Source organism: Plantactinospora sp. CNZ320, from assembly GCF_002846275.1.
Genome location: NZ_PJMP01000001.1, coordinates 3,679,517 through 3,699,665, shown reverse-complemented (window position 1 = coordinate 3,699,665; position 20,149 = coordinate 3,679,517). Strand labels below are relative to the sequence as shown.

The following is a 20,149-nucleotide window of genomic DNA, read 5'->3' as shown; positions in this document are numbered from 1 at the left end:
TGAGCACATGGCGGGTCGACTCGCGGTCATCGGGGCCGGTCTGATGGGTTCGGGCATCGCCCAGGTCGCGGCACGGGCGGGCTGGCAGGTGACCCTGCGCGACCTCGACGACGACGCCACCCGCCAGGGCCTGTCCGGCATCCGTACCTCGCTGGAGAAGTTCGCGGCCAAGGGCACCATCGGGCCCGACGAGGTCGAGGCGACCCTGGGCCGGATCACCCCGACCACCGAGCTGGAGGCGGCGGCCGACGCCGACATCGTCGTCGAGGCGGTCTTCGAGCGGCTGGAGGTCAAGCAGGAGGTGTTCCGGGCACTGGACCGGATCTGCGCCCCCGGCGCGGTGCTGGCCACCAACACCTCGGCCATCCCGGTCACCCAGATCGCGACCGCGACCGACCGGCCGGAGTCGGTCGTCGGCACCCACTTCTTCTCCCCGGTGCCGATGATGAAGCTCTGCGAGCTGGTCCGGGGCTACAAGACCAGTGACGAGACGCTGGCCACCGTGCGGAGCTTCGCCGAGGAGATCGGCAAGACCTGCGTGGTGGTCAACCGGGACATCGCCGGCTTCGTCACCACCCGGCTGATCACCGCCCTGGTGATGGAGGCGGTCAAGCTTGTCGAGTCCGGGGTGATCTCGCCGGAGGACCTGGACACCGCCTGCAGGCTCGGCTTCGGGCACGCCATGGGGCCGCTGGCCACCACCGACCTGACCGGCGCCGACGTGCTGCTGCACGCGACGAAGAACATCTACGCCGACACCGCCGACGAGAAGTTCTTCCCGCCGGAGCTGTTGCAGCGGATGGTCACCGCCGGCGACCTGGGGCGGAAGACCGGGAAGGGCTTCTACTCGTACTGACCGGTGCCGGCGGGCCGGGCGATGATGCGCGGCCGAACCGGGTGGAGCCGCCAGCGCGTCCGCTGGCGGCTCAGCCGTCGCGGCGGCTGGTCCAGCGGAAAGTGGTCAGGCAGAGCACCAGGCCGGCGACGCACCAGAGGCCGAGGACCAGGGCGACCCGGCCGAGTTCGAAGGAACCGGCCGGCTCCTGGGCGCCGAACGACCCGGGCAGGAAGACCGAGCGCAGGCCCTGGCACATCCACTTCAGCGGGAAGATCGCCGCGACCTGCTGCATCCAGCTCGGCAGGTCGGTGAAGACGAAGAAGACCCCGGAGATGAACTGGAGCACCAGCGCCACCGGCGTCACCGTGGCGGACGCGCCGCGCCCGGTGCGGGGCAGCGAGGAGAAGGCGATGCCGCAGAGGGTGCAGGCGGTGATGCCGAGTACCGAGACCCAGAGCAGGGTGAGCCAGGCGTCGGCGGACTGCGGCAGGGTGAGGTCGAAGAGCAGCACGGCGACGGCGAGCAGCAGTACCGTCTCGGCGACGCCGATCACGCCGACCATGATGATCTTGCCGACGAAGTACACCCACTTGGGCATCGGGGTGCCGCGCAGCCGCTTCAGCACGCCCCGGTCCCGCTCGATCGGGATCTGGATGGCCAGGCTCTGGAAGCCGACCGTCATCAGGCCGGTGGCGATCATCCCGGTGACGAAATACTGGGTGAACCGCACCCCGCCGCCGATCTCACCCTTGAAGATCGACGCGAAGATCAGGATCATCACCACCGGGAAGAGCATGGTGAAGACCACGGACTCGCGGCTGCGCAGGAACTGGCGTACCTCCAGTCGGCCCTGACGCAGGCCGAGCGCGACCGGCCCGACCCGCCGGGCCGGCGCGGCGGCCGGCGGCCTCTTGGCGGTCTCCGCTGCGGTGGTCGACATGCCCATCAGTGCCCGATCATCCGTAGGTAGACGTCCTCCAGGGTGGGCCTGGTCACGCTGAGGCCCGGCACCTCGCCGCCGAACCGCGCGGCCAGTTCCGTGACCAGCGCCGTCGGCGTCGCGGTCTCGACCTGCTGCACAGCCCCCTCCGGGGTACGCCAGGAGACCGTTGCCAGCGCCTCCGCCCGGTTGCCGAGTCGGGCCGGGGCGGCCACCTCGACCAGCCGCCCGCCGGTGATCACCGCGACCCGGTCGGCGAGCGCCTCGGCCTCGTCCAGGTAGTGCGTGGTCAGCACGATCGTGGTACCGGCGGCGGCCAGATCCCTGATCAGCTCCCAGAACTCGCGGCGGGCCTCAGGGTCGAAGCCGGTGGTCGGCTCGTCCAGGAAGAGCAGCTCGGGTCGGCCGACGATGCCGAGCGCCACGTCGAGCCGGCGCTTCTGCCCGCCGGAGAGGGTGTGCGTGCGTGCCTTCGCCTTGCCGGCCAGCCCGACCCGTTCGAGTACCTTGTCTGGATCGTCCGGGTCAGGATAGAAGCCGGCGAAATGGTGCACCACCTCGGCCACCGTCAGATCGTCGAACTCGCCGGTGCCCTGGAGCACGATCCCGACCCGGGACCGCCACTGCCCGTCCGCGCGGTCCGGGTCGACACCGAGCACGCTGACCTCGCCCGCGTCCCGGCGCCGGTAGCCCTCCAGGATCTCCACCGTGGTGGTCTTGCCGGCTCCGTTCGGACCGAGCAGGGCGAAGACCTCGCCTCGGGACACCGCCAGGTCGACGCCGTCCACGGCGACGTTGCCGCCGTACGCCTTGCGCAAGCCCCGTACGGAGATCGCGAGCTGCTCTGCCATGGGTCAACTATGCGTGACGGAGCGTTCGTGCCGGTCACCGGGTCGGCGGGATCACCCGCCGGCCAGCACCTCCGACAGTGGCGCCGGACGCAGTCCCCGGTCCCGCAGACCGGCCAGGATGTGCGGCAGCGCCTCGTCGGTCATCGCCGCGTTCTCCTCGGTGACGTGCAGCACCACTACCGAGCCCGGCCTGACCTTCGACAGCACGGCCCTGACGATCGGCCGCCAGGCGGTGGCGAAGGGATCACCGCTGACCACGTCCCCGTCCACCACCGTCAGGCCGAGCGGGGCGAGCGCGTCCAGCGCGGCGGCGTCGTGGCAGAGCCCGGGAAACCGGAAGTAGCGGGTCTGCCGGCCGCCGTACGGCTCGATCAACCGGAACGTCCGCGCCACGTCCTCGGTCATCCGGTTCGGCGGCAGCCGGGGCAGGCCGTAACAGTCCGGGGTGAAGGCCAGGTGCCCGTACGTGTGGTTGGCCAACTCGAAGCGCGGGTTGCCGGCCAGCCGCCGGGTCAGCTCCGGATAGCGCTCGACCCACTTGCCGGTCAGGAAGAAGGTCGCGGGTATCTCCTGCCGCTCCAGCAGTTCGACGATCCGCAGGTTGGCGTACGAGCGCGCCCGGCCGTTGCGCAGGTTGCCGAGCATCGCGTCGGTCATGTCGGCGTCGAAGGTGAGCGCCACCAGGTTGCCCGTACGCGGTCCGTGGTCGACCACCGGCGGCCGGGTGCCCGGCCGGGTCGCACCCGGAAGCTCCACGCTGCCCGACGGCCGACCCGACGGCTTGGCCGAGGGCCGGCCCGACGGCGGGTGGGAGGGCGACGGCGTGCCCGAGGTCACCGGAACCGTCGCCTCGACCGGGTCGAACCGGGGAGCCGAACTGGTCGCCCGGGAGCCTTCCCTGACCACGGTCACCACGAGGACGAGCGCGCTGGCCAGCGCGGATACGGTGACGGCGACCAGGGATACCCGAAGGATCTTCGCGGACATCGGAGGAGCATGTCAGTCCCGGGTGCGCTTGTGTGACCTCCGGACGGTCACTACTCCGTCAGCGAAGTCTCCCGGTCGGCGGCCCGTACGGCCCGGGCTACCCTGCGTTCCGCCCGGCGGCGCCGGCGTCGGCGTACCACCCAGATCACGAAGAACGGCACGAGCAGCAGGAAGAGCAGGACCAGCACCGGCAGCAGGATCGCCGAGAGCGAGAAGACCACGCTTGTCGCGTCCTCCGCGGTACTCGCTACCGGGGCGCCGAACCCGGCCGTACCCGCGTTGATGACCGGCCGGGCGGCAGCCTTGACCCCGTGCACGCCGAGCGCGATCAGCACCCCGATCACCACCGGCACCCACTGGTGGGAGCCGAAGAACTCGCCCGGGTCGCTGACCGTGACCGTCTCCGCCCCGGAACCCGCCCCGAAGGCGAGTCCACCGGCGGTCGGCCGGACGACGGTCTGCACCACGTCGTTGACGTGGTCGACCACCGGCACCTTGTCGGCGACCGTCTCGATCGCGAGCAGGACGACCAGGATCGCCAGCACCCAGCCGTTGGATATCCACTGCCAGCCGCCGGGCAGGTTCACCACGTCGGTGTACCTGGCGAGCAACCCCATGGTGAGCAACGGGATGTACGCGTTGAGTCCGGCCGATGCCGCGAGGCCGGTTCCGGTGAGGGCTTCCAACACGACTACCAGGATGGCATCGACTCGCCAGGATGGCGCGCCAGCCGGTCCCGAGGGCTCCGCTACCCTCGTCGGGTGCGGTTGGTGATTGCGCGGTGCTCCGTGGACTACGTCGGACGACTCTCGGCGCATCTGCCGCTGGCGACCCGGTTGCTGATGGTGAAGGCGGACGGGTCGGTCTCGATCCACGCCGACGACCGGGCCTACAAGCCGCTGAACTGGATGAGCCCGCCGTGCCGGCTGGAGGAGGCCCCCGGGGTGTGGCGGGTGGTCAACAAGGCCGGTGAGGAGCTGCGGATCACCCTGGAGGAGATCTTCCAGGACACCTCCTACGAGTTGGGTGTCGATCCCGGGCTGCGCAAGGACGGTGTGGAGGCACACCTCCAGGAGTTGCTGGCCGCCAACCCGACCGAGCTGGGTGAGGGGTTCACCCTGGTGCGCCGGGAGTACATGACGGCGATCGGCCCGGTCGACCTGCTCTGCCGGGACGCTGCCGGTGCCGCCGTGGCGGTCGAGGTGAAGCGGCGGGGCGAGATCGACGGGGTCGAACAGCTCACCCGCTATCTGGAGCTGCTCAACCGCGATCCGCTGCTCGCCCCGGTCAGCGGGGTGTTCGTGGCCCAGGAGATCAAGCCGCAGGCCCGGGTGCTCGCCGCCGACCGGGGCATCCGGTGCGTGGTGGTGAACTACGACCGGCTGCGCGGCATCGAGCGGGACGAACTCACGCTCTTCTGACTGTCACCCGGCGCTGCGTACCGCGATCAACGACTTGATCAGCCCGGCCAGCCGTTCGGCGCGGATCTGGGAGTGCGGGAAGTAGTGCCGCATCTGGGAACGGTCCACCAACTCGGTCCAGAGCACCTGCTGGACTGCGGTCTCCCGGCAGTCCGGCCGGGTGTGCGCGAGCGGCCAGTGCCGGGCCAGTGCGATCCGCAGCCGTACCGGGGTGAACTGCATGCCCGGGGCGATCCAGTGCGGCTCGATCGGAAAGTACCGGTAGGGGGTCTGCACCCAGTGCGCGTCGGCGAGCGCGTGCACCGTCTCGGCGAACCGTAGCCGGCGCTCGTGCCCGCCGACGTGCTCCAGCACCGAGTTGGAGAAGACGAGATCGTAGCGACGGCTGGCGATGTGCCGGGGCAGCGCGCAGGCGTCGGCCCGGTCCACCTCCGCCCAGTCCGGTACGTCGACCGGGGGCTGTTCGAGGTTGACCACGTGAACGTGTTTCGGGCGTACCCTGGCCTGTGCCCAGGTGCTCACCCGTCCGCCAAGGTCGATGACGGACATCTGGGCCAGGTCCGGAAAGGTCTCCGCGAGCCATCCGGCCCGGCGCGCGCGCCGTCGGGCGCCCCAGGAGTCCTCGCTGTCGACCAGGCGGAATCGCAACGCGTGCAGTCCCATTGGGCGAACGGTACCGATGCGGGAGGCGGCCAGGGATGCCTTAGTCGTCCTTTTGTCCCTACGATCGGTCAGATCGGGATCACCGCCCGTACATAATTTTGGCGGTCTTGACGATCCGGTCCACCTGGGCCGGAGTCCGCTCGAAGGTCATCGCCGGCAGCAGCGACGGTCCCCGCCGTCTGGTCACCGCCTTGCTGCGGGCAAACTCGCGCAGCCCGTCGGCGCCGTGGATCCGGCCGAATCCGGAATCGCCCAGCCCGCCGAACGGAAGTGTCGGCATCCCGACGAAGGTCAACGTGGAGTTGATCGCGGTCATTCCGGAGCGCATCCGGCCGGCGATCTCGGCGGCGCGGCGCCGGCCGAAGACGGCGCCACCGAGGCCGTACCGGACGGCGTTGGTGCGGCGCAACGCCTCCTCGGCGTCGGCCACCCGGCTGATGGTGAGCGTCGGGCCGAAGGTCTCCTCGCGGACCGCGTCGGCGTCCTCGGGTACGTCGAGGAGGATCGTCGGGTGCACGTACGGCGGCTGCACCGCCTCCGGCCCACCGAGCACGGCCCGCCCGCCCCGGTCGATGGCGTCCTGGATGTGCCGGCGGATCGTGGCGATCTGCTCGGGCATGGTGATCGGTCCGAGGTCGGTGCCGTCGGGGCCGACGGTGAGCCGTCCGGCCTTCGCCACCACCCGTTCGACGAACGCGTCGTAGACCGGTGCGGTGACGTAGGCCCGTTCGATGCCGATGCAGGTCTGGCCCGCGTTGGTCAGGGCGCCCCAGACACAGGCTTCGGCGGCGGCGTCCAGGTCGGCGTCGTCGTCGACGATCATGGCGTCCTTGCCGCCGGCCTCGACCACGAGCGGGGTGAGCGTCTCCGCGCAGGCCGCCATCACCTTCTTCGCGGTACGGGTGGAGCCGGTGAAGGCGATCTTGTCCACGCCGGCGCGGCAGAGCGCGGCCCCCACGTCACCGAGGCCGTGCACCACCTGCAACACCTGTTGCTCGGGGACGATCTCGGCGAAGGTGTCGACCAGCCACTGCCCGACGGCCGGGGTGTACTCGCTGGGCTTGAGTACCACCGCGTTGCCGGCGGCGAGCGCGTAGCCGAAGGAGCCCAGCGGGGTCAGTACCGGATAGTTCCACGGCGCGATCATTCCGACCACGCCGTACGGTCGGTATTCCAGCCGGGCGGAGAACTCGGCCACCACCAGCCGGGAGCGCATCCGGCGGGGCCCGAGCACCCGCTTGGCGTTCCGGGCCGCCCAGTCGAGGTGGTCGATCGCGCTCACCGCCTCGACCACGGCGTCGGCGATCGGCTTGCCGGTCTCCAGGTGTGACAGCTCGGCGAGTTCGGTGATCCGGTTGGCCAGCAGTGCCCGCCAGCGCAGCAACCGGGCCCGCCGGCCGGCGAAGCCGAGCCCGTCCCACCACTGCCCGGCCGCCCGGGCCTGCGCGACGGCCCGACCGACCGCCTCGGCGTCGGCGACCGGGAAGCTCCCGGCCAGTTCCCCGGTCGCTGGATTGGTGGAGACCAGCTCGCCGCCTGCGATGCCGGGTACGCCAGGAGCGTTCACGGTGGTCATGGCGGAAGTCTAGACCCGAAGATTACTCACGGGTAGGCATACGGATCGCCGTACCCCGATGTCCTCTCGGCCGAACCGGCGAGCCCCGATCCGCTTGCCGGCCAGCGCGACTCGGACCGGCAGGACATGGAACCGGGGCGGGTTCGGATGGGAAGCTGACCCGGGGGCCGACGTTGCCGCGTCGGTGGGGGCGATGCCGGATGGAGAAATCCATGTCCGACCAACTCGAGCTGTTGCCAATACTGACCGTGACCAGCGGGCCACTGCGTGGTGCGAGCTTCCGGCTGCATCCCGGCGTACGCCGGATCGGCCGGCAGGACGGCGCCGACGTACTGCTTGACGATCCCAAGGTCAGCCGCTGGCACGCCACCGTCGAACTCACCGCCGGCCGGGTGCTGCTGACCGACACCGGCTCGACGAACGGGACCTTCCTCAACGACGAGCGCCTGCGCGGGCACACCGAGCTGCGGGACGGTGACCGGATCCGGCTCGGCAACCTGGAGCTGCGCTTCTTCGACCCGGGCGCCGCCGCCACCGACCAGTTGGGGACGTACCTCCGTGACCTGGCGCCGCCGCCCGCGGTCCCGCCGGCCAGCGCGCTCGCCGAGCCGACCCAGTTGATGGGTACGCCCGCGCGGCGGTCCCGGCGGCTGCTGTTGGTGATCGGCGGCGCCGTCGCCCTCGCCGGCGGGATGACCTGGGCCTACCTCGCCTTCCAGTGACCGTCGGCGGCCGGGCGGCGGGACCACGCCGGGCAGGCTGTCGAGCTGGGCGCACAGCCGGGGCGGCCCGTCCGGTGCCGCCCGGCCGCCCCCGGCTCCAGTGGTGCCCAGCCGTTGCCCGGCCCGCTGATGTGGCGGACGGCCACATGTCCGGCGCCCGGAGTTGCTGGCATCATCGCTGCGATGGAGATCCGGCGACACGAGATCACGGCGAACGGGATCCGGCAGCGGGTGCTGGTGGCCGGCCCCGAGGACGGCCGACCGGTACTGCTGATCCACGGCAACTGCTCCTCCGCGGACTTCTGGCAACCGCTGATCCGGCACCTCCCCACCGACCTGCGACTGGTCGCCCCCGACCTGCGCGGCTACGGCGGCACCGAGGTCGCACCCGTGGACGCGACCCGTGGGCTCGCGGTCTTCGCCGACGACGTCGCCGCGCTGCTCGACGAACCCGCCCTGTTCGGCGCGGCGGGCGCCCGGCCGGTGCTGGTCGGGCACTCGCTGGGCGGGGGAGTGGCGATGAGACTGCTTGTCGACCACCCCGACCGGGCGGCCGGGCTGCTGCTCGCGGCACCGGTCTCGCCGTACGGCTTCGGTGGCACCCGGGACCTGGTCGGCACCCCGACCACCCCGGACTTCGCCGGTACCGGGGGCGGCACCGGAAACCCGGACTTCGTCGCCCGGCTTGCCGCCGGTGACCGCGGTGCCGACGAGCGGACCAGCCCGCGCAACGTGCTGCGCACCGCGTACGTCGCCGACCCGGCCAGCCTCGGCGCCGACGAGGAGCTGCTGCTCGACTCGGTGCTCTCCACCGCCACCGGTGACGACAACTACCCGGGCACCATGGTGCCCAGCGACAACTGGCCGGGCATGGCGCCGGGGGATCGGGGCGTGCTCAACACCCTGGCCCCGAAGCACTTCCGGATCGCCGACGAGCTGGTCGCCGTACCGGTCAAGCCGCCGATCACCTGGGTACGCGGTGACGCCGACGTGATCGTCTCGGACACCTCCCTCTTCGACCTGGCCCAGCTCGGCGCGCTCGGCGTGGTGCCCGGCTGGCCGGGAGCGCAGGAGTGCCCGCCGCAGCCGATGGTCGGGCAGACCCGCGCCGTGCTGGACCGGTACGCGGCGGCGGGTGGCAGTTACCGTGAGATCGTCTTCACCGGCTGCGGTCATTCGCCGAACATCGAGCGCCCGGCCGAGTTCGCCGCCGCCCTGCTGGAACTGCTCTAGCCGGTACCCGGACGAGGTGCTCCGAGGTCGGAAGCGGTGTCCGACGCAGCGGCGCCGGCCGCCCGTGGCAGACTCGCCACCGGTGGCCTGGCGACCATCCGGTCGCCCGCAACGGAGCAGGAGGCCAAGCAGTGGCAGACGTGACGAGCGGTGCCAGCGGCACCATATCCACCGTCGGGGTCGTCGGACTGGGCACGATGGGCGCCGGGATCGTGGAGGTCTTCGCCCGCAGCGGCCTGCGGGTGGTCGCAGTCGAGATCGCCGCCGATGCACTCGAACGCGGTCGGGACAACCTCATCCGCTCGACCGACCGGGCGGTGCAGCGGGGCCGGCTGAGCGCCGCCGACCGGGACGCGCTGCGCGAGCGGATCACCTTCGCCATCGGGCTGCCCGCGCTGGCCGAGGTCGACCTGGTGATCGAGGCGGTACCCGAGCGGCTCGACCTCAAGCGGCAGCTCTTCGCCGACCTGGACCAGATCTGCGTGCCGTCCACCATCCTGGCCAGCAACACCTCCTCGCTGAGCGTCACCGAGATCGCCGTCGCCACCGGCCGGCCGGACCGGGTGGTCGGGATGCACTTCTTCAACCCGGCGCCGGTGATGAAGCTGGTCGAGGTGATCCGGACCGTGACCACCTCCGCCGAGGTGGTCGGCGCGGTGCAGGCGCTCTGCGCCCGGCTGGGCAAGGTCGGCGTCACCGTCGGCGACCGGGCCGGCTTCGTCGCCAACGCCCTGCTCTTCGGGTACCTCAACCAGGCCGTCGCGATGGTCGAGTCGCGGTACGCCAGCCGCGACGACATCGACATCGCCATGCGGCTGGGCGCCGGGCTGCCGATGGGACCGCTGACCCTGCTCGACCTGATCGGCCTGGACACGGCGTACGAGATCCTGGAGACCATGTACCGGCGGGGCGGCCGGGACCGGCGGCACGCCCCGGTACCGCTGCTGCGCCAGATGGTCACGGCGGGACTGCTCGGCCGCAAGTCCGGCCAGGGTTTCTACAGTTACGAGCGGCCGGGTTCGGCCACCGTCGTACCCGACGGGCAGACCCCGGAGGCGGCGGACGCGGACGGCGCCCGGCCGGTGCGCAGGGTCGGCCTGGTCGGTGCGGGTGACGATGTCGCCGAGCTGGCCGAACTCCTGGACCGGGCCCGCTACGACGTGCTGGTGGCCGCTCCGGGGCAGTCCCTGAGCGGGCTGGCCGACGCCGACCTGGTGGTGGAGTCGACGCCCGGGGAACTGTCGGTCAAGCAGGCGCTCTTCGCCGAGCTGGCCGAGGTCTGCCGGCCGGAGACGGTACTCGCCACCACCACCTGCACGCTGCCGGTGACCGAGATCGCGATGACCGCCCGGCGGCCGGAACAGGTGGTCGGGCTGCACCTGCTCGACCGGACCCGGGCCGGGGCGTTGGCCGAGATCGTGCGTACCGTCCGCACCTCGGCGGAGGCGATCGCCACCGTCCGGTCGGTAGTCACCGGGTTGGACCGGACTGCGGTGGTCTGCGGGGACCGGGCCGGGTTCGTGGTGCGGGCGCTGCTCTTCCCGTACCTGAACGACGCGGTGCGGATGCTGGAGGCGTCGTACGCGACGGTCGACGACATCGACCACGCGATGACGCTCGGCTGCGGCTATCCGGCGGGTCCGTTCGAGGTACTGGACACGATCGGTCCGGACGTGGTGCTCCAGGTCCAGCAGGCGCTCTACCGCGAGTCCCGGGAACCTGGGCTCGCCCCGGCGCCACTGCTGGAGCAGTTGGTCACCGTCGGCCGACGGTTCCGCGACGTGGCGGTCGGCCCGGAGGTCAGCGGGCGATCCGCAGGCTGACCGCCGCGTTGCTGGTCCGGCCCGAGTCGGTGAGCCGGTAGACGAACCGGTCGGAGCTGGCCCGGTGGCCCGGGTAGGGCCGGTAGATGACCGTCCCGCCGGTGGTCACCTGCACCGTGCCGTGTGCCGGCCGGGTCACGATGGTTACCCGGGTACGACTGGTGGCGAAGTCGTTGGCGAGTACCGGGATTCCGGTGGCCCGGGCCCCGCTGACCCGTGGGTTGTCCCGGATCGCCGTCGGGGCCGGCACGAAGGTGCCGGTGCCGGTGCCGATGAAGACGCTCTGCGCCCCGGTCACCTCGCTGGTGGTGACCACGTCGAGCCGGCCGTCGCCGTTCACGTCCGACACCGCCACCGTCCAGAAGTCGTCGCCGTAGGCGTCTCCCTGGAGGTCCACCACGGTGCCGTTGTCCAGCACCACGACCACGCCGGTGAAGTACGCCCCGCACCCCTCGGCGTACGCCAGGGTCACGTCCATCGCGCCGTCGGCGTCGAAGTCGGCGAGGTGGTACTGCGGCCGCCCCGAGCAGTACCGCACCGGGCCGGGGGTCAGGCTGCCGGTACCGGTGTTGAGATAGGTGCTGAAGCCGTCGCCCTGGTCGGTCCACTCGTAGACGTCCTGCCGTCCGTCACCGTTGAAGTCGGCGGTGCCGATGTAGCTGGGCTGGTCGATCGTGTCGAAACCGGCCGAGACGGCGAAGCTGTCCAGCACCAGCAGCGTGTCGCCGATCGACGGTGGTGGCCCGGAGAACCAGGTCACCGCCAGTTCGTTCGCGGGGTCGCTGTCCAGGTCGAGTCCGACGCCCATGTCCGGGCAGTAGGACACCGACGTCAGGTACGGGTAGGAGCGGGCCGGACCGTAGCCGCCGCCGGCCAGCCCGAGTTCGACCCGGACGACGCAGTTGGAGGTGCCGGGGAGGGCGCCGAGGGTGTTCCGGTCGGGGCGACCGTCGCCGTTCACGTCCGCGATGATCGGCTCGTCCTGCCAACCGGCCCGGGCGGCCGGTGCGGCCAACCCGGTGGCGGCGATCGCCGCGACGACGATGGTGCTGATGCGCCGGCCCCACATGGTGTCTCCTCGGACCTCGTTCCCCCGTCCTGCTGACTGTTCTCAAAGGAGACTAGGGCGCATAGATCGGGATATAGCACGAGTTGACCGTAATCTGACACGATGTTTGCCAGCATCGTCACCGGGTAACAGGACCGGCCCCGGCGGCGGACCGCCCCACCGGTCACGGCGCGATTTTGATCGAGACCTCGGCGTCGCTCGTGTGACCGTCCTGGCTGATCCGGTAGGTGAACCGGTCGACCGGACCGGACTCCGGGGCCGGACGGTAGACGATCACCCGTCCCTGGACCTCCACGCTTCCGTACGCGGGCGGGACGAGCACGCTCACCACGGCCCGCCGGGAGGCCCAGTCGTTCTCCAGCACCACGATCCGGACCGAACCGCCGGCAGCGACCGTACGGACGTCCCGGACCGCCACCGGGGACCGGACGAAGGCGCCGCCCCCGGTGGTGAGAAAGGTCCGCCGCTCCCCGCTGGGCCGGTGGTACGTCAGCACGTCCGGCACGCCGCTGTGATCGGCGTCCAGCACCTGCATCGTCCAACCCGACCGGCGCCCGACGCTGCGCTGGAGGTCGAGCACCCTGCCGTCGCCGTACAGCACCGCGACACCGTGTGAGCCGTCCCGGCAGCCGTCGACGTAGGCGATCGCGATGTCGGTGGCGCCGTCGGCGTCGAAGTCGGCCAGCCGGGGAGTGAGCGGGCCGGCGCAGTACCGCAGCGGACCGGGGGCGAGGGTGCCGGTGCCGGGGTTCAGGAAGCTGATCAGCCCCTGGCCCTGGTCGGTCCAGAGGTAGAGGTCCCGCCGCAGGTCACCGTCGAGATCGGCCAGCCCGATGAAGTTGGGCCGCCGGAGCGCCGGCAGCGCGTCGGTCACCTGGTAGTCCCGCAACACCAGCAGGTCATGGCGGGAGCGGGCGGGATTGCCGCCGTACCAACCCAGCACCAGTTCCGCCGCCGGGTCGAGGGTGGCGTCGAGATTCACCGCCACCCCCAGATCGGGACAGCCGGTCGGGGCACCGGGGGAGGGGAGCCGGTAGGGCTGGCTGTGCGGAGGCAGGTAACCGCCGTCCGGCCGGCCAAACTCCACGAGTACCGCGCAGGAGCCGGTCGCGGTGCCAAGCCGGGCGCGGTCGAGCAGGCCGTCGCCGTTCAGGTCGCCGTACAGTGGATCGTTCGGCCCGGCGGCCCGGCTCGGCGGCACCCCGATCGTCGTCGCGAGCATCGTCGCCGTGGCGGTCACCGCCACGATCGCTCTCTTCCACATGGCGCTCCTCCGCGTGGTTCGAGGGGTGGTGCCGGCCGAAGGAGTCAGCCGGTGATCCGCAGGACGACCGCGGCGTTGCTGGTCCGGCCGTCCAGGGTGAGCCGGTAGATGAACGTGTCACTCGTGCCGTGCGTCGGGTTCGGGGTGTAGATGATCGTGCCCTTCGTGGTGACCTTGACCGTGCCGTAATGCGGCGGGGTCCAGATGGTCACCCTGGTCCGGTCGGTGGCGAAGTCGTTTGCCAGCACCTGGATGCCGGTCGCCCTGCTGCCGCTGACCGTGACGTAGTCCCGGATGGCCACCGGCGCCCGGACGAAGGCGCCGTTGCCGAGGCTGATGAAGGTGCCGATCTCCCCGGTCGACTGGTTGTGGGTGATCACGTCGGCCAGGCCGTCGTGGTTGACGTCGCCGGTCTCCACCGTCCAACTCGACAGGCCCTCGACGTCGGTGTGCAGGTGATAGAGGCTGCCGTCGTCCCGGACCACCACCACGCCGCTGAAGTACGGGCCGCAGCCCTCGATGTACGCGATCACCACGTCCATCGCCCCGTTGCGGTTGAAGTCGGCGAGCCGGTAGTCCAGCGGGCCGGAGCAGAACCGGACCGGGCCGGGCACCAGGAGGCCGGTGCCGGTGGCGAGATAGGTGGCGAAGCCCTCGCCCTGGTCGGTCCACTCGTAGATGTCCTGCCGCCCGTCGCCGTCGAAGTCCGCGGTGCCGATGAAGCTCGGCTGGAACAGGGTGTCGAAGCCACGGGTGACCCGGAAGTTGTCCAGCACCAGCAGGGTGTGGGAAACGGTCGCCGGCGGCCCGGCGAACCAGGTCACCGCGAGTTCGGCGGCGACGTCGGCGTCCAGGTTGACCCCGACGCCCATGTCGGCGCAGTTCGGCTCCGTCGCCGGCAGGGTCAGGTAGCCGTACGCGCGCGGCGAGCCGAATCCGCCGCCGGCCTGCCCCAGGCTGACCACCACCCGGCAGGTGGTCACGGCTGCCACTGTGCGGTCGAGCACCACCCGGTCCGGCCGGCCGTCCCCGTTCACGTCGGCGATGATCGGCTCACCCGGCCCGCCCGCCCAGGCGGCCGGCACACCAACGCCAACGGCCATCGCCATGATCGTCACCGTCGTCGCGGCGATCCTGCTACCTCTCATGGCATGCCTCCTAAAGGCTCGCCAACCCACCCGAAACGGGCTATTCGTTCCACCGGATGTAGACGACCGCGCTGCTGCGGCGGGTGCCCTCGGTGAGTTGGTACGTGAACCGGTCGGTCGCGCCATGATTCGGCCGGGGGGTGTAGATGATCCTGCCGCCGCTGATGACCCGGACGGTGCCGTATCTCGGCTGGGCGGTGATGCTGACCTGCGCCTGGCTCGTGGCGTAGTCGTTGTCCCGTACGGTGATCGTCACCGCCCGGTTGCCGGTGAGCCATACGGCGTCGCTGTTCGCCTTCGGCGCCTGGACGAAGCGACCGCCACCGGTGCCGATGAAGTGCTCGACCACCCCGGTCAGCCGGGCGGTGGTGCGGATGTCCGGGAACCGGTCCCCGTTCGCGTTGACGACCCGGGTCGTCCAGGTCTCCACTCCGGCCGGATCGTGCTGCAACTCCTGCGGCGTACCGTCGTCGAGCACCACCGCCACCCCGCTGGCAAAGCTCGCCGAGAGGCAGCGCTGGATGTAGCTGTTCACCAGGTCGGTCCGGCCGTCCAGGTCGAAGTCCCGCAGCTCGTACTCGAGTGGCTTGGCGCACCACTTCTCGGGGCCCGGTGCCAGCCGGCCGTTGCCGAGATTCAGGTACGTCTCGATTCCCTGGCCCTGGTCGGTGATCGAGTAGACGTCCTCCCGCCCGTCGCCGTTGAAGTCGGCGGTGCCCAGGTAGTACGGCGCGAAGACCGCTTCCACCAGGCCGAACGACGGCTGGAACGCGGTGTTCAGCACCATCAGGTTGTACGGCACGGTTGGCGGCGGGCCGGGATACCAGGCCACCACCAGTTCCTCGGTCCGGTCGGTGTCCAGGTCCACCGCCACCCCGAGTTCCGGGCAGCGGGTCGCCAGCCCGGAGCCGCCCGGCCGGAGGTAGATGTACGCCACGGGCGGCCCGTAACCGCCGGACGGGTCGCCCGGCTCGACGATCACCGAGCAGTAGTCCGGTTCGACCAGGCCGAGGGTGACCAGGTCGGTGAGGCCGTCGCCGTTGACGTCGCCGAGGATCTGCTCGCCCCGCCCGGCGGCCCAGGCGGGACCCGGCCCGGTGCCCGCCACACCGCCCACGGCGGCCACGACCACCATCACGACCACCATCGCGGTACGTCTGCGCCACATGGCCCCTCCAGATGCCTCGACGTTCGACCGGATCAGTCCGGGAGCCGGATGGTCACGGGTGGCGGTGTTCGACGCGCGCTCCTCGCTGAGCCGGTCGGTGCAGCGGCGGTGGACGGCCCGGGGGCGGTGGACGGTGTCGCGCTCGGCTGCGGCCGGGCCGGGTCCGGTGCGGGCTTCCACCGCTGATCCGGGTCCCCGGCGCGGTCGTCGGGCTGGGCGCGGGGCGGCCGGTCGGGGCGCGCCGGCTCCGCTCGTCCCGGCGGAGGTTCCGTGCTCCACATAGTGCTCCCCTATGTAGTGCTATGGCGGACCAACCCGCATTTGGGAGGCTAGACCGCTTTTGGTGGCCATCGACCGGTGGTGACCACGATCCGACACTGGACTGGCATGCCATAACCGCAGCTCAGCGGCGTGTCGCGCTCACGTCCGAGTCGGAGGCGAAGTCGAAGTCGAAGGGTGACGGTGGCTGGGGGGTTCAGCTCGGGAACCGGATGTTGACCGCCGCGCTGCTCCGCTTGTCCTGGTGACGCAACTGGTAGCTGAACCGGTCGGTCCGCCCGTGGTCCGGGTCGGGGCGGTAGAGGATGCGCCGGTCCGAGAGCACCTGCACGGTGCCGTACCGGGGTGGCACGGTGACCACCACCTCGGTCTCGGCGGTCGCGTAGTCGTTGGCCAGCACGTCGATGGCCAACGGTTTGACATTGGTCAGGAAAACGGTGTCGGTGTTCGCGTGCGGCGCCTCGACGAAGTTGCCGTCTCCCCGCGCGATGAAGTAACTGATCTCGCCGGTCGTCAGGTTCTCGGTGCGTACGTCCGGGAACCGGTCGCCGTTGCTCCGCACCACCCGGGCCCGCCAGGTGGTCCGGCCCGCCGGATCGTGCTCCAGGTGCCGGGTCGTGCCGTCGTCGAGTACCACGACCACCCCGTTCGCGCCGTCGGCGCAGCCGTCGGTGTACGCGAGCAGCACGTCCGTCGCCCGGTCCCCGTCCAGGCTCCGGAGCTGGTACGCCGGGGCACCGGCCGAACACCACCGCTCCGGGCCGAGTTGGCCCACCCCGTTCACGATCACGTAGGTGGCGAAGCCACCGGCACCGACCGAGTACGCCGTGTGCCGGCCGTCACCGGCGAAGTCGGCGGTACCCAGGTAAGTCGGAGTGATCGGCGAACTGAACGTGAGGATGGTCCGCAGGTTGTCGTCGAGCACCAGCCGGTTGTAGGTGAGCGACGGCGGCGGGGCGGTGCTCCAGCCGATCCAGAGTTCATCACCGGAGTCGCCGTCGGCGTCGAAGCCGACGCCGATGTCCGGGCAGGAGGTGCCGCGACTGTCCCCGGGCCGGGCGTAGACGGTGGCCACCGGCGGCAGGTAGACGCCCGGGCTGCTGCCGTACCTCACGATCACCGAGCAGAGCTCCGGCTCGACCGAGCCGAGCACCACGATGTCCGAGAGCCCGTCGCCGTTGAAGTCTCCGGCGATCGGCTCCTCCGGGCCCGCCGCCCGGGCGGGTGCCGCGGCGACCGTGACGGCGAGCAGAGCCGCCCCGGCGGTGGTGGCGATGCGTTCGGTCCACATGACTCCTCCTGCACCGGATCGGCTTCTCTTTGCACCGGATCGATCAGTTGTCCGACCGGTCCTATTTGCGGACGTTAACCCCGCCGGTGGGCCGGATGACGCTGCTGACCGTGATCCGACAGCCCGGCTGTGCTGGGAATATCCGCAGCTCAGAGCCATCCGACGGTCTGCTGCGACTGTCGAACGGGCCCTTCCGCCCGCCCCGTAGGCTGGAAACGTGAGTCCCCGTCGCAACCGTCCGCGTCCCGACGACGCGCCGCCGCTGGACCGTACCCGGCTGGAGCGCGGCGTCGGCTCGGTGCAGAGCTGGCGGGACGGCGACTGGCAGGTACGCAACATTCCCGGCAGCGCGGCGACCAAGACCTACCGCTGCCCCGGCTGCCTCCAGGAGATCCGCCCCGGGGTGGCCCACCTGGTCGCCTGGCCCGCCGACGGGCAGGGCGACCTGACCGACCGCCGGCACTGGCACACCGGCTGCTGGCGCGCCCGGGACCGGCGCGGCCCCGGCGTGGAACGCTCCCGCAGCGCCCCCCGGTACGGCTGACCCGGCACCCGATCCGAGGGATCTTCGTCACGCTGCCCCGGGTTCGGTGCCCTGTCCGGCCGGAGCGGGTAAGACTGATCCCCGTGAGTTCAGCCATCCGCGCCGCCAGCATCCTGCCCGCCCGCCGGGAGGAGATCGAGCTGCACACCGCCGACGGCCTGCGGCTGGTCGGCGAACTGGCGCTCCCCGCCGAGCGGGACCCGGTCGCCACCCTGGTCTGCCTGCACCCGCTGCCCACCCACGGCGGGATGATGGACAGCCACGTGTTCCGCAAGGCTGCCTGGCGGCTGCCGGCCCTGGCCGACCTCGCGGTGCTGCGCTTCAACACCCGGGGCACCAGCAGCGTACGCGGCACCAGCGAGGGGACCTTCGACAACGGCGAGGCCGAGCGCTACGACGTCGCCGCCGCGATCGAGTACGCCGAGTTCGCCGAACTGCCGAACATCTGGCTGCTGGGCTGGTCGTTCGGCACCGACCTGACCCTGCGGCACGGATGTGACCCGGTGATCGCCGGCGCGATCCTGCTCTCCCCACCACTGCGCAGCAGCACCGACGCCGACCTGGACACCTGGGCCCGGTCCGGCAAGCCGCTCACCGCGCTCGTCCCCGAGTTCGACGACTACCTGCGGCCGGAGGAGGCCCGTCGACGCTTCGCGGCCGTACCCCAGGCCGAGGTGATCGGCGTGCCAGGCGCCAAGCACCTCTGGGTGGGCGACGCGGAGACCATACTCGACGAGGTGGTCCGGCGGGTCAACCCGGCGGTGCGGGTACCGCTGTCGACGCGGTGGGACGGGCCGATGGAGACCGGCGACGCCAGCGCGTACGCCGATCGCACCGTGGCCGCCTTCGCCGACCTGCCGACGCCGGGACCGACCCCGGGCGGGCCCGCCGAGGCGGGCTGACCGCCGAGCCGGCTGTGCTCCATCTGAACAAACAGGACGACATAAACGGTGAGTGTCCTGATTCGCTCCCTTACTCCGTATAACCTGCTTACGGCTATCTAGCGCCATATGTCGGTTATTAGCGTCTTTGGCTGTCGAGCCCGTGGGGGGTCGTGCTGAAGGCGCTCAGGGGGGTTTCGTTCCATGACGGTTGAAACGGTTTCGCGCTACCGGAGGACAATCGCGCCCGCGGCGGGGGCTCTGGCGTCCGTCGTCGTTGTGACCGTCCTGCTTTTCAACGCGACCGGTGCGAACGCGCAGATCGCGCCAGTGAATCTGGGTACGGCCGCTGATTTCTCCGTGCTGGCGGGTTCTACCGTCACCAACACCGGTCCGACCGTGTTGGGTCAGAGCCTCGGTGTGCATCCGGGCAGCTCGGCGCCGGGCTTTCCACCCGGTGTCGTTCTCGGAGAGGTCCATCTCGGGGACGCGGTCGCGCTACAGGCAAAGAACGATCTGACGACGGCCTACAATGACGCGGCCGGCCGGACTCCATTCACGAACCTGCCCGCCGAGTTGGGTGGTACGACTCTGATCGAGGGTGTCTACCGGATCGGGGCTGCGCAGCTCACCGGGCAGTTGACCCTGAATGCCCAGAACAACCCCGCGGCGGTGTTCATCTTTCAGATCGCCTCTACGCTTACCACCGCGTCGAACAGCAGTGTGGCGTTCATCAACGGTGCTTCGCCGTGCAATGTGTACTGGCAGGTGGGTAGTTCCGCCACGCTCGGTACTGGTACAGACTTCCTCGGCAACATCCTGGCACAGGCGTCGATCACCCTGAACACCGGCGCCAGCCTCGAGGGTCGGGCGCTCGCCCAGACCGGCGCTGTCACCCTCGACAGCAACGTGATCAGCCAACCAGCCTGCGCACAACCGACCGGCACGCCCACCGCTACGCCGACGGGTACACCGACGGGGCCGCCGACCGGTACGCCCACCGCTACGCCGACGGGGCAGCCGACCGGTACGCCCACCGCTACGCCGACGGGGCAGCCGACCGGTACGCCCACCGCTACGCCGACGGGGCAGCCGACCGGTACGCCCACCGCTACGCCGACGGGTACACCGACGGGGCAGCCGACCGGTACGCCCACCGCTACGCCGACGGGGCAGCCGACCGCCACGCCGACCCGTACCCCGACCGTCCTGCCGGTGACCGGTGGTGGTACCGGCGTCGGCACGGTTCCGGTCCTGACGGCCGTTGGCACGACAATGGTCGTGCTGGGCGGGATCCTCGTGTTCCGCTACCGGCGGCGCGCAGACGAGTCCTGACCGGTGGCCCGGCCGGTGAACCGCCGGCCGGGCCAGCCCGGAGTACCCCGGAAGGTGAACCGGACGGGGCCCGACCGGATCCGAGGCGCCGGTCAGGTCGCCTGCCCGGTCCGACC

At 71.0% G+C, this 20,149-nt stretch carries 19 protein-coding genes; 8 read left to right on the top strand and 11 right to left on the bottom strand.

What is annotated here, in order from left to right; genetic code table 11:
* The first annotated feature begins 7 nt into the window (after nucleotides 1-7).
* Nucleotides 8-856 carry a 3-hydroxyacyl-CoA dehydrogenase family protein gene (locus CLT71_RS16235; protein ID WP_101367855.1) on the top strand — a complete coding sequence of 283 codons (849 nt, stop codon included), beginning with the start codon at nucleotides 8-10 and terminating at the stop codon, nucleotides 854-856.
* 70 nt (nucleotides 857-926) lie between these two features.
* Here CLT71_RS16235 and CLT71_RS16230 read toward each other — a convergent pair whose 3' ends face one another.
* From CLT71_RS16230 to CLT71_RS16215, 4 genes are read right to left on the bottom strand one after another with little or no spacing between them, the layout of a single operon-like run.
* Entirely contained in the window at nucleotides 927-1,778 is an 852-nt protein-coding gene (locus CLT71_RS16230; protein WP_101371499.1) for an ABC transporter permease, read from the bottom strand.
* Between the two features lie 5 nt (nucleotides 1,779-1,783).
* Nucleotides 1,784-2,629 (bottom strand): ABC transporter ATP-binding protein, encoded by an 846-nt coding sequence (locus CLT71_RS16225; RefSeq protein WP_101367854.1) that lies wholly within the window; start codon nucleotides 2,627-2,629, stop codon nucleotides 1,784-1,786.
* A 51-nt stretch (nucleotides 2,630-2,680) separates the two neighbouring features.
* On the bottom strand, nucleotides 2,681-3,616 hold the full coding sequence (locus CLT71_RS16220) for a polysaccharide deacetylase family protein (RefSeq protein ID WP_486483292.1): 936 nt from the start codon (nucleotides 3,614-3,616) through the stop codon (nucleotides 2,681-2,683).
* A 50-nt stretch (nucleotides 3,617-3,666) separates the two neighbouring features.
* Nucleotides 3,667-4,305: a DUF4126 domain-containing protein gene (locus tag CLT71_RS16215; RefSeq protein ID WP_101367853.1), complete on the bottom strand. Its 639-nt coding sequence runs from the start codon at nucleotides 4,303-4,305 to the stop codon at nucleotides 3,667-3,669.
* 72 nt (nucleotides 4,306-4,377) lie between these two features.
* Here CLT71_RS16215 and nucS point away from each other — a divergent pair, with 72 nt between their 5' ends.
* Nucleotides 4,378-5,037 (top strand): endonuclease NucS, encoded by a 660-nt coding sequence (gene nucS, locus CLT71_RS16210; RefSeq protein ID WP_101367852.1) that lies wholly within the window; start codon nucleotides 4,378-4,380, stop codon nucleotides 5,035-5,037.
* Nucleotides 5,038-5,040: 3 nt separating this feature from the next.
* Here nucS and CLT71_RS16205 read toward each other — a convergent pair whose 3' ends face one another.
* Complete coding sequence (locus tag CLT71_RS16205) at nucleotides 5,041-5,700, bottom strand: class I SAM-dependent methyltransferase (RefSeq protein ID WP_101367851.1); 660 nt, start codon at nucleotides 5,698-5,700, stop codon at nucleotides 5,041-5,043.
* 79 nt (nucleotides 5,701-5,779) lie between these two features.
* Nucleotides 5,780-7,276: an aldehyde dehydrogenase family protein gene (locus CLT71_RS16200; RefSeq protein ID WP_101367850.1), complete on the bottom strand. Its 1,497-nt coding sequence runs from the start codon at nucleotides 7,274-7,276 to the stop codon at nucleotides 5,780-5,782.
* Nucleotides 7,277-7,488: 212 nt separating this feature from the next.
* Between CLT71_RS16200 and CLT71_RS16195 the strand changes: the two genes are divergently transcribed.
* The 3 genes from CLT71_RS16195 (at nucleotide 7,489) to CLT71_RS16185 (ending at nucleotide 11,054) form a co-directional block, all read left to right on the top strand.
* The gene (locus tag CLT71_RS16195; RefSeq protein WP_158242248.1) at nucleotides 7,489-7,998 is read left to right on the top strand and encodes an FHA domain-containing protein; all 510 of its coding nucleotides are present in this window, start codon (nucleotides 7,489-7,491) and stop codon (nucleotides 7,996-7,998) included.
* A gap of 183 nt (nucleotides 7,999-8,181) precedes the next feature.
* Entirely contained in the window at nucleotides 8,182-9,231 is a 1,050-nt protein-coding gene (locus tag CLT71_RS16190; RefSeq protein ID WP_101367848.1) for an alpha/beta fold hydrolase, read from the top strand.
* Between the two features lie 140 nt (nucleotides 9,232-9,371).
* On the top strand, nucleotides 9,372-11,054 hold the full coding sequence (locus tag CLT71_RS16185) for a 3-hydroxyacyl-CoA dehydrogenase family protein (RefSeq protein WP_486483686.1): 1,683 nt from the start codon (nucleotides 9,372-9,374) through the stop codon (nucleotides 11,052-11,054).
* On the opposite strand, the gene CLT71_RS16180 is transcribed toward CLT71_RS16185, so the two are convergent.
* From CLT71_RS16180 to CLT71_RS16160, 5 genes are all read right to left on the bottom strand, one after another.
* Nucleotides 11,032-12,123 (bottom strand): FG-GAP-like repeat-containing protein, encoded by a 1,092-nt coding sequence (locus tag CLT71_RS16180; protein ID WP_101367847.1) that lies wholly within the window; start codon nucleotides 12,121-12,123, stop codon nucleotides 11,032-11,034. The two genes, CLT71_RS16185 and CLT71_RS16180, sit on opposite strands and share 23 nt — an antisense overlap.
* Before the next feature lie 163 nt (nucleotides 12,124-12,286).
* Nucleotides 12,287-13,387, bottom strand: a complete 1,101-nt coding sequence (locus tag CLT71_RS16175; RefSeq protein ID WP_101367846.1) for an FG-GAP-like repeat-containing protein — start codon at nucleotides 13,385-13,387, stop codon at nucleotides 12,287-12,289.
* A gap of 44 nt (nucleotides 13,388-13,431) precedes the next feature.
* Nucleotides 13,432-14,535 (bottom strand): FG-GAP-like repeat-containing protein, encoded by a 1,104-nt coding sequence (locus CLT71_RS16170; protein WP_143743489.1) that lies wholly within the window; start codon nucleotides 14,533-14,535, stop codon nucleotides 13,432-13,434.
* A 40-nt stretch (nucleotides 14,536-14,575) separates the two neighbouring features.
* Nucleotides 14,576-15,883: an FG-GAP-like repeat-containing protein gene (locus CLT71_RS16165; RefSeq protein WP_101367844.1), complete on the bottom strand. Its 1,308-nt coding sequence runs from the start codon at nucleotides 15,881-15,883 to the stop codon at nucleotides 14,576-14,578.
* Between the two features lie 295 nt (nucleotides 15,884-16,178).
* On the bottom strand, nucleotides 16,179-17,273 hold the full coding sequence (locus CLT71_RS16160) for an Ig-like domain-containing protein (protein ID WP_101367843.1): 1,095 nt from the start codon (nucleotides 17,271-17,273) through the stop codon (nucleotides 16,179-16,181).
* A 262-nt stretch (nucleotides 17,274-17,535) separates the two neighbouring features.
* Between CLT71_RS16160 and CLT71_RS16155 the strand changes: the two genes are divergently transcribed.
* From CLT71_RS16155 to CLT71_RS16145, 3 genes are all read left to right on the top strand, one after another.
* Complete coding sequence (locus CLT71_RS16155) at nucleotides 17,536-17,817, top strand: hypothetical protein (RefSeq protein ID WP_486483685.1); 282 nt, start codon at nucleotides 17,536-17,538, stop codon at nucleotides 17,815-17,817.
* A gap of 83 nt (nucleotides 17,818-17,900) precedes the next feature.
* Nucleotides 17,901-18,719, top strand: coding sequence for an alpha/beta hydrolase family protein (locus tag CLT71_RS16150; protein ID WP_101367841.1), 819 nt, complete (start codon nucleotides 17,901-17,903; stop codon nucleotides 18,717-18,719).
* Nucleotides 18,720-18,902: 183 nt separating this feature from the next.
* On the top strand, nucleotides 18,903-20,033 hold the full coding sequence (locus tag CLT71_RS16145) for an ice-binding family protein (protein ID WP_101367840.1): 1,131 nt from the start codon (nucleotides 18,903-18,905) through the stop codon (nucleotides 20,031-20,033).
* Nucleotides 20,034-20,149 lie beyond the last annotated feature (116 nt).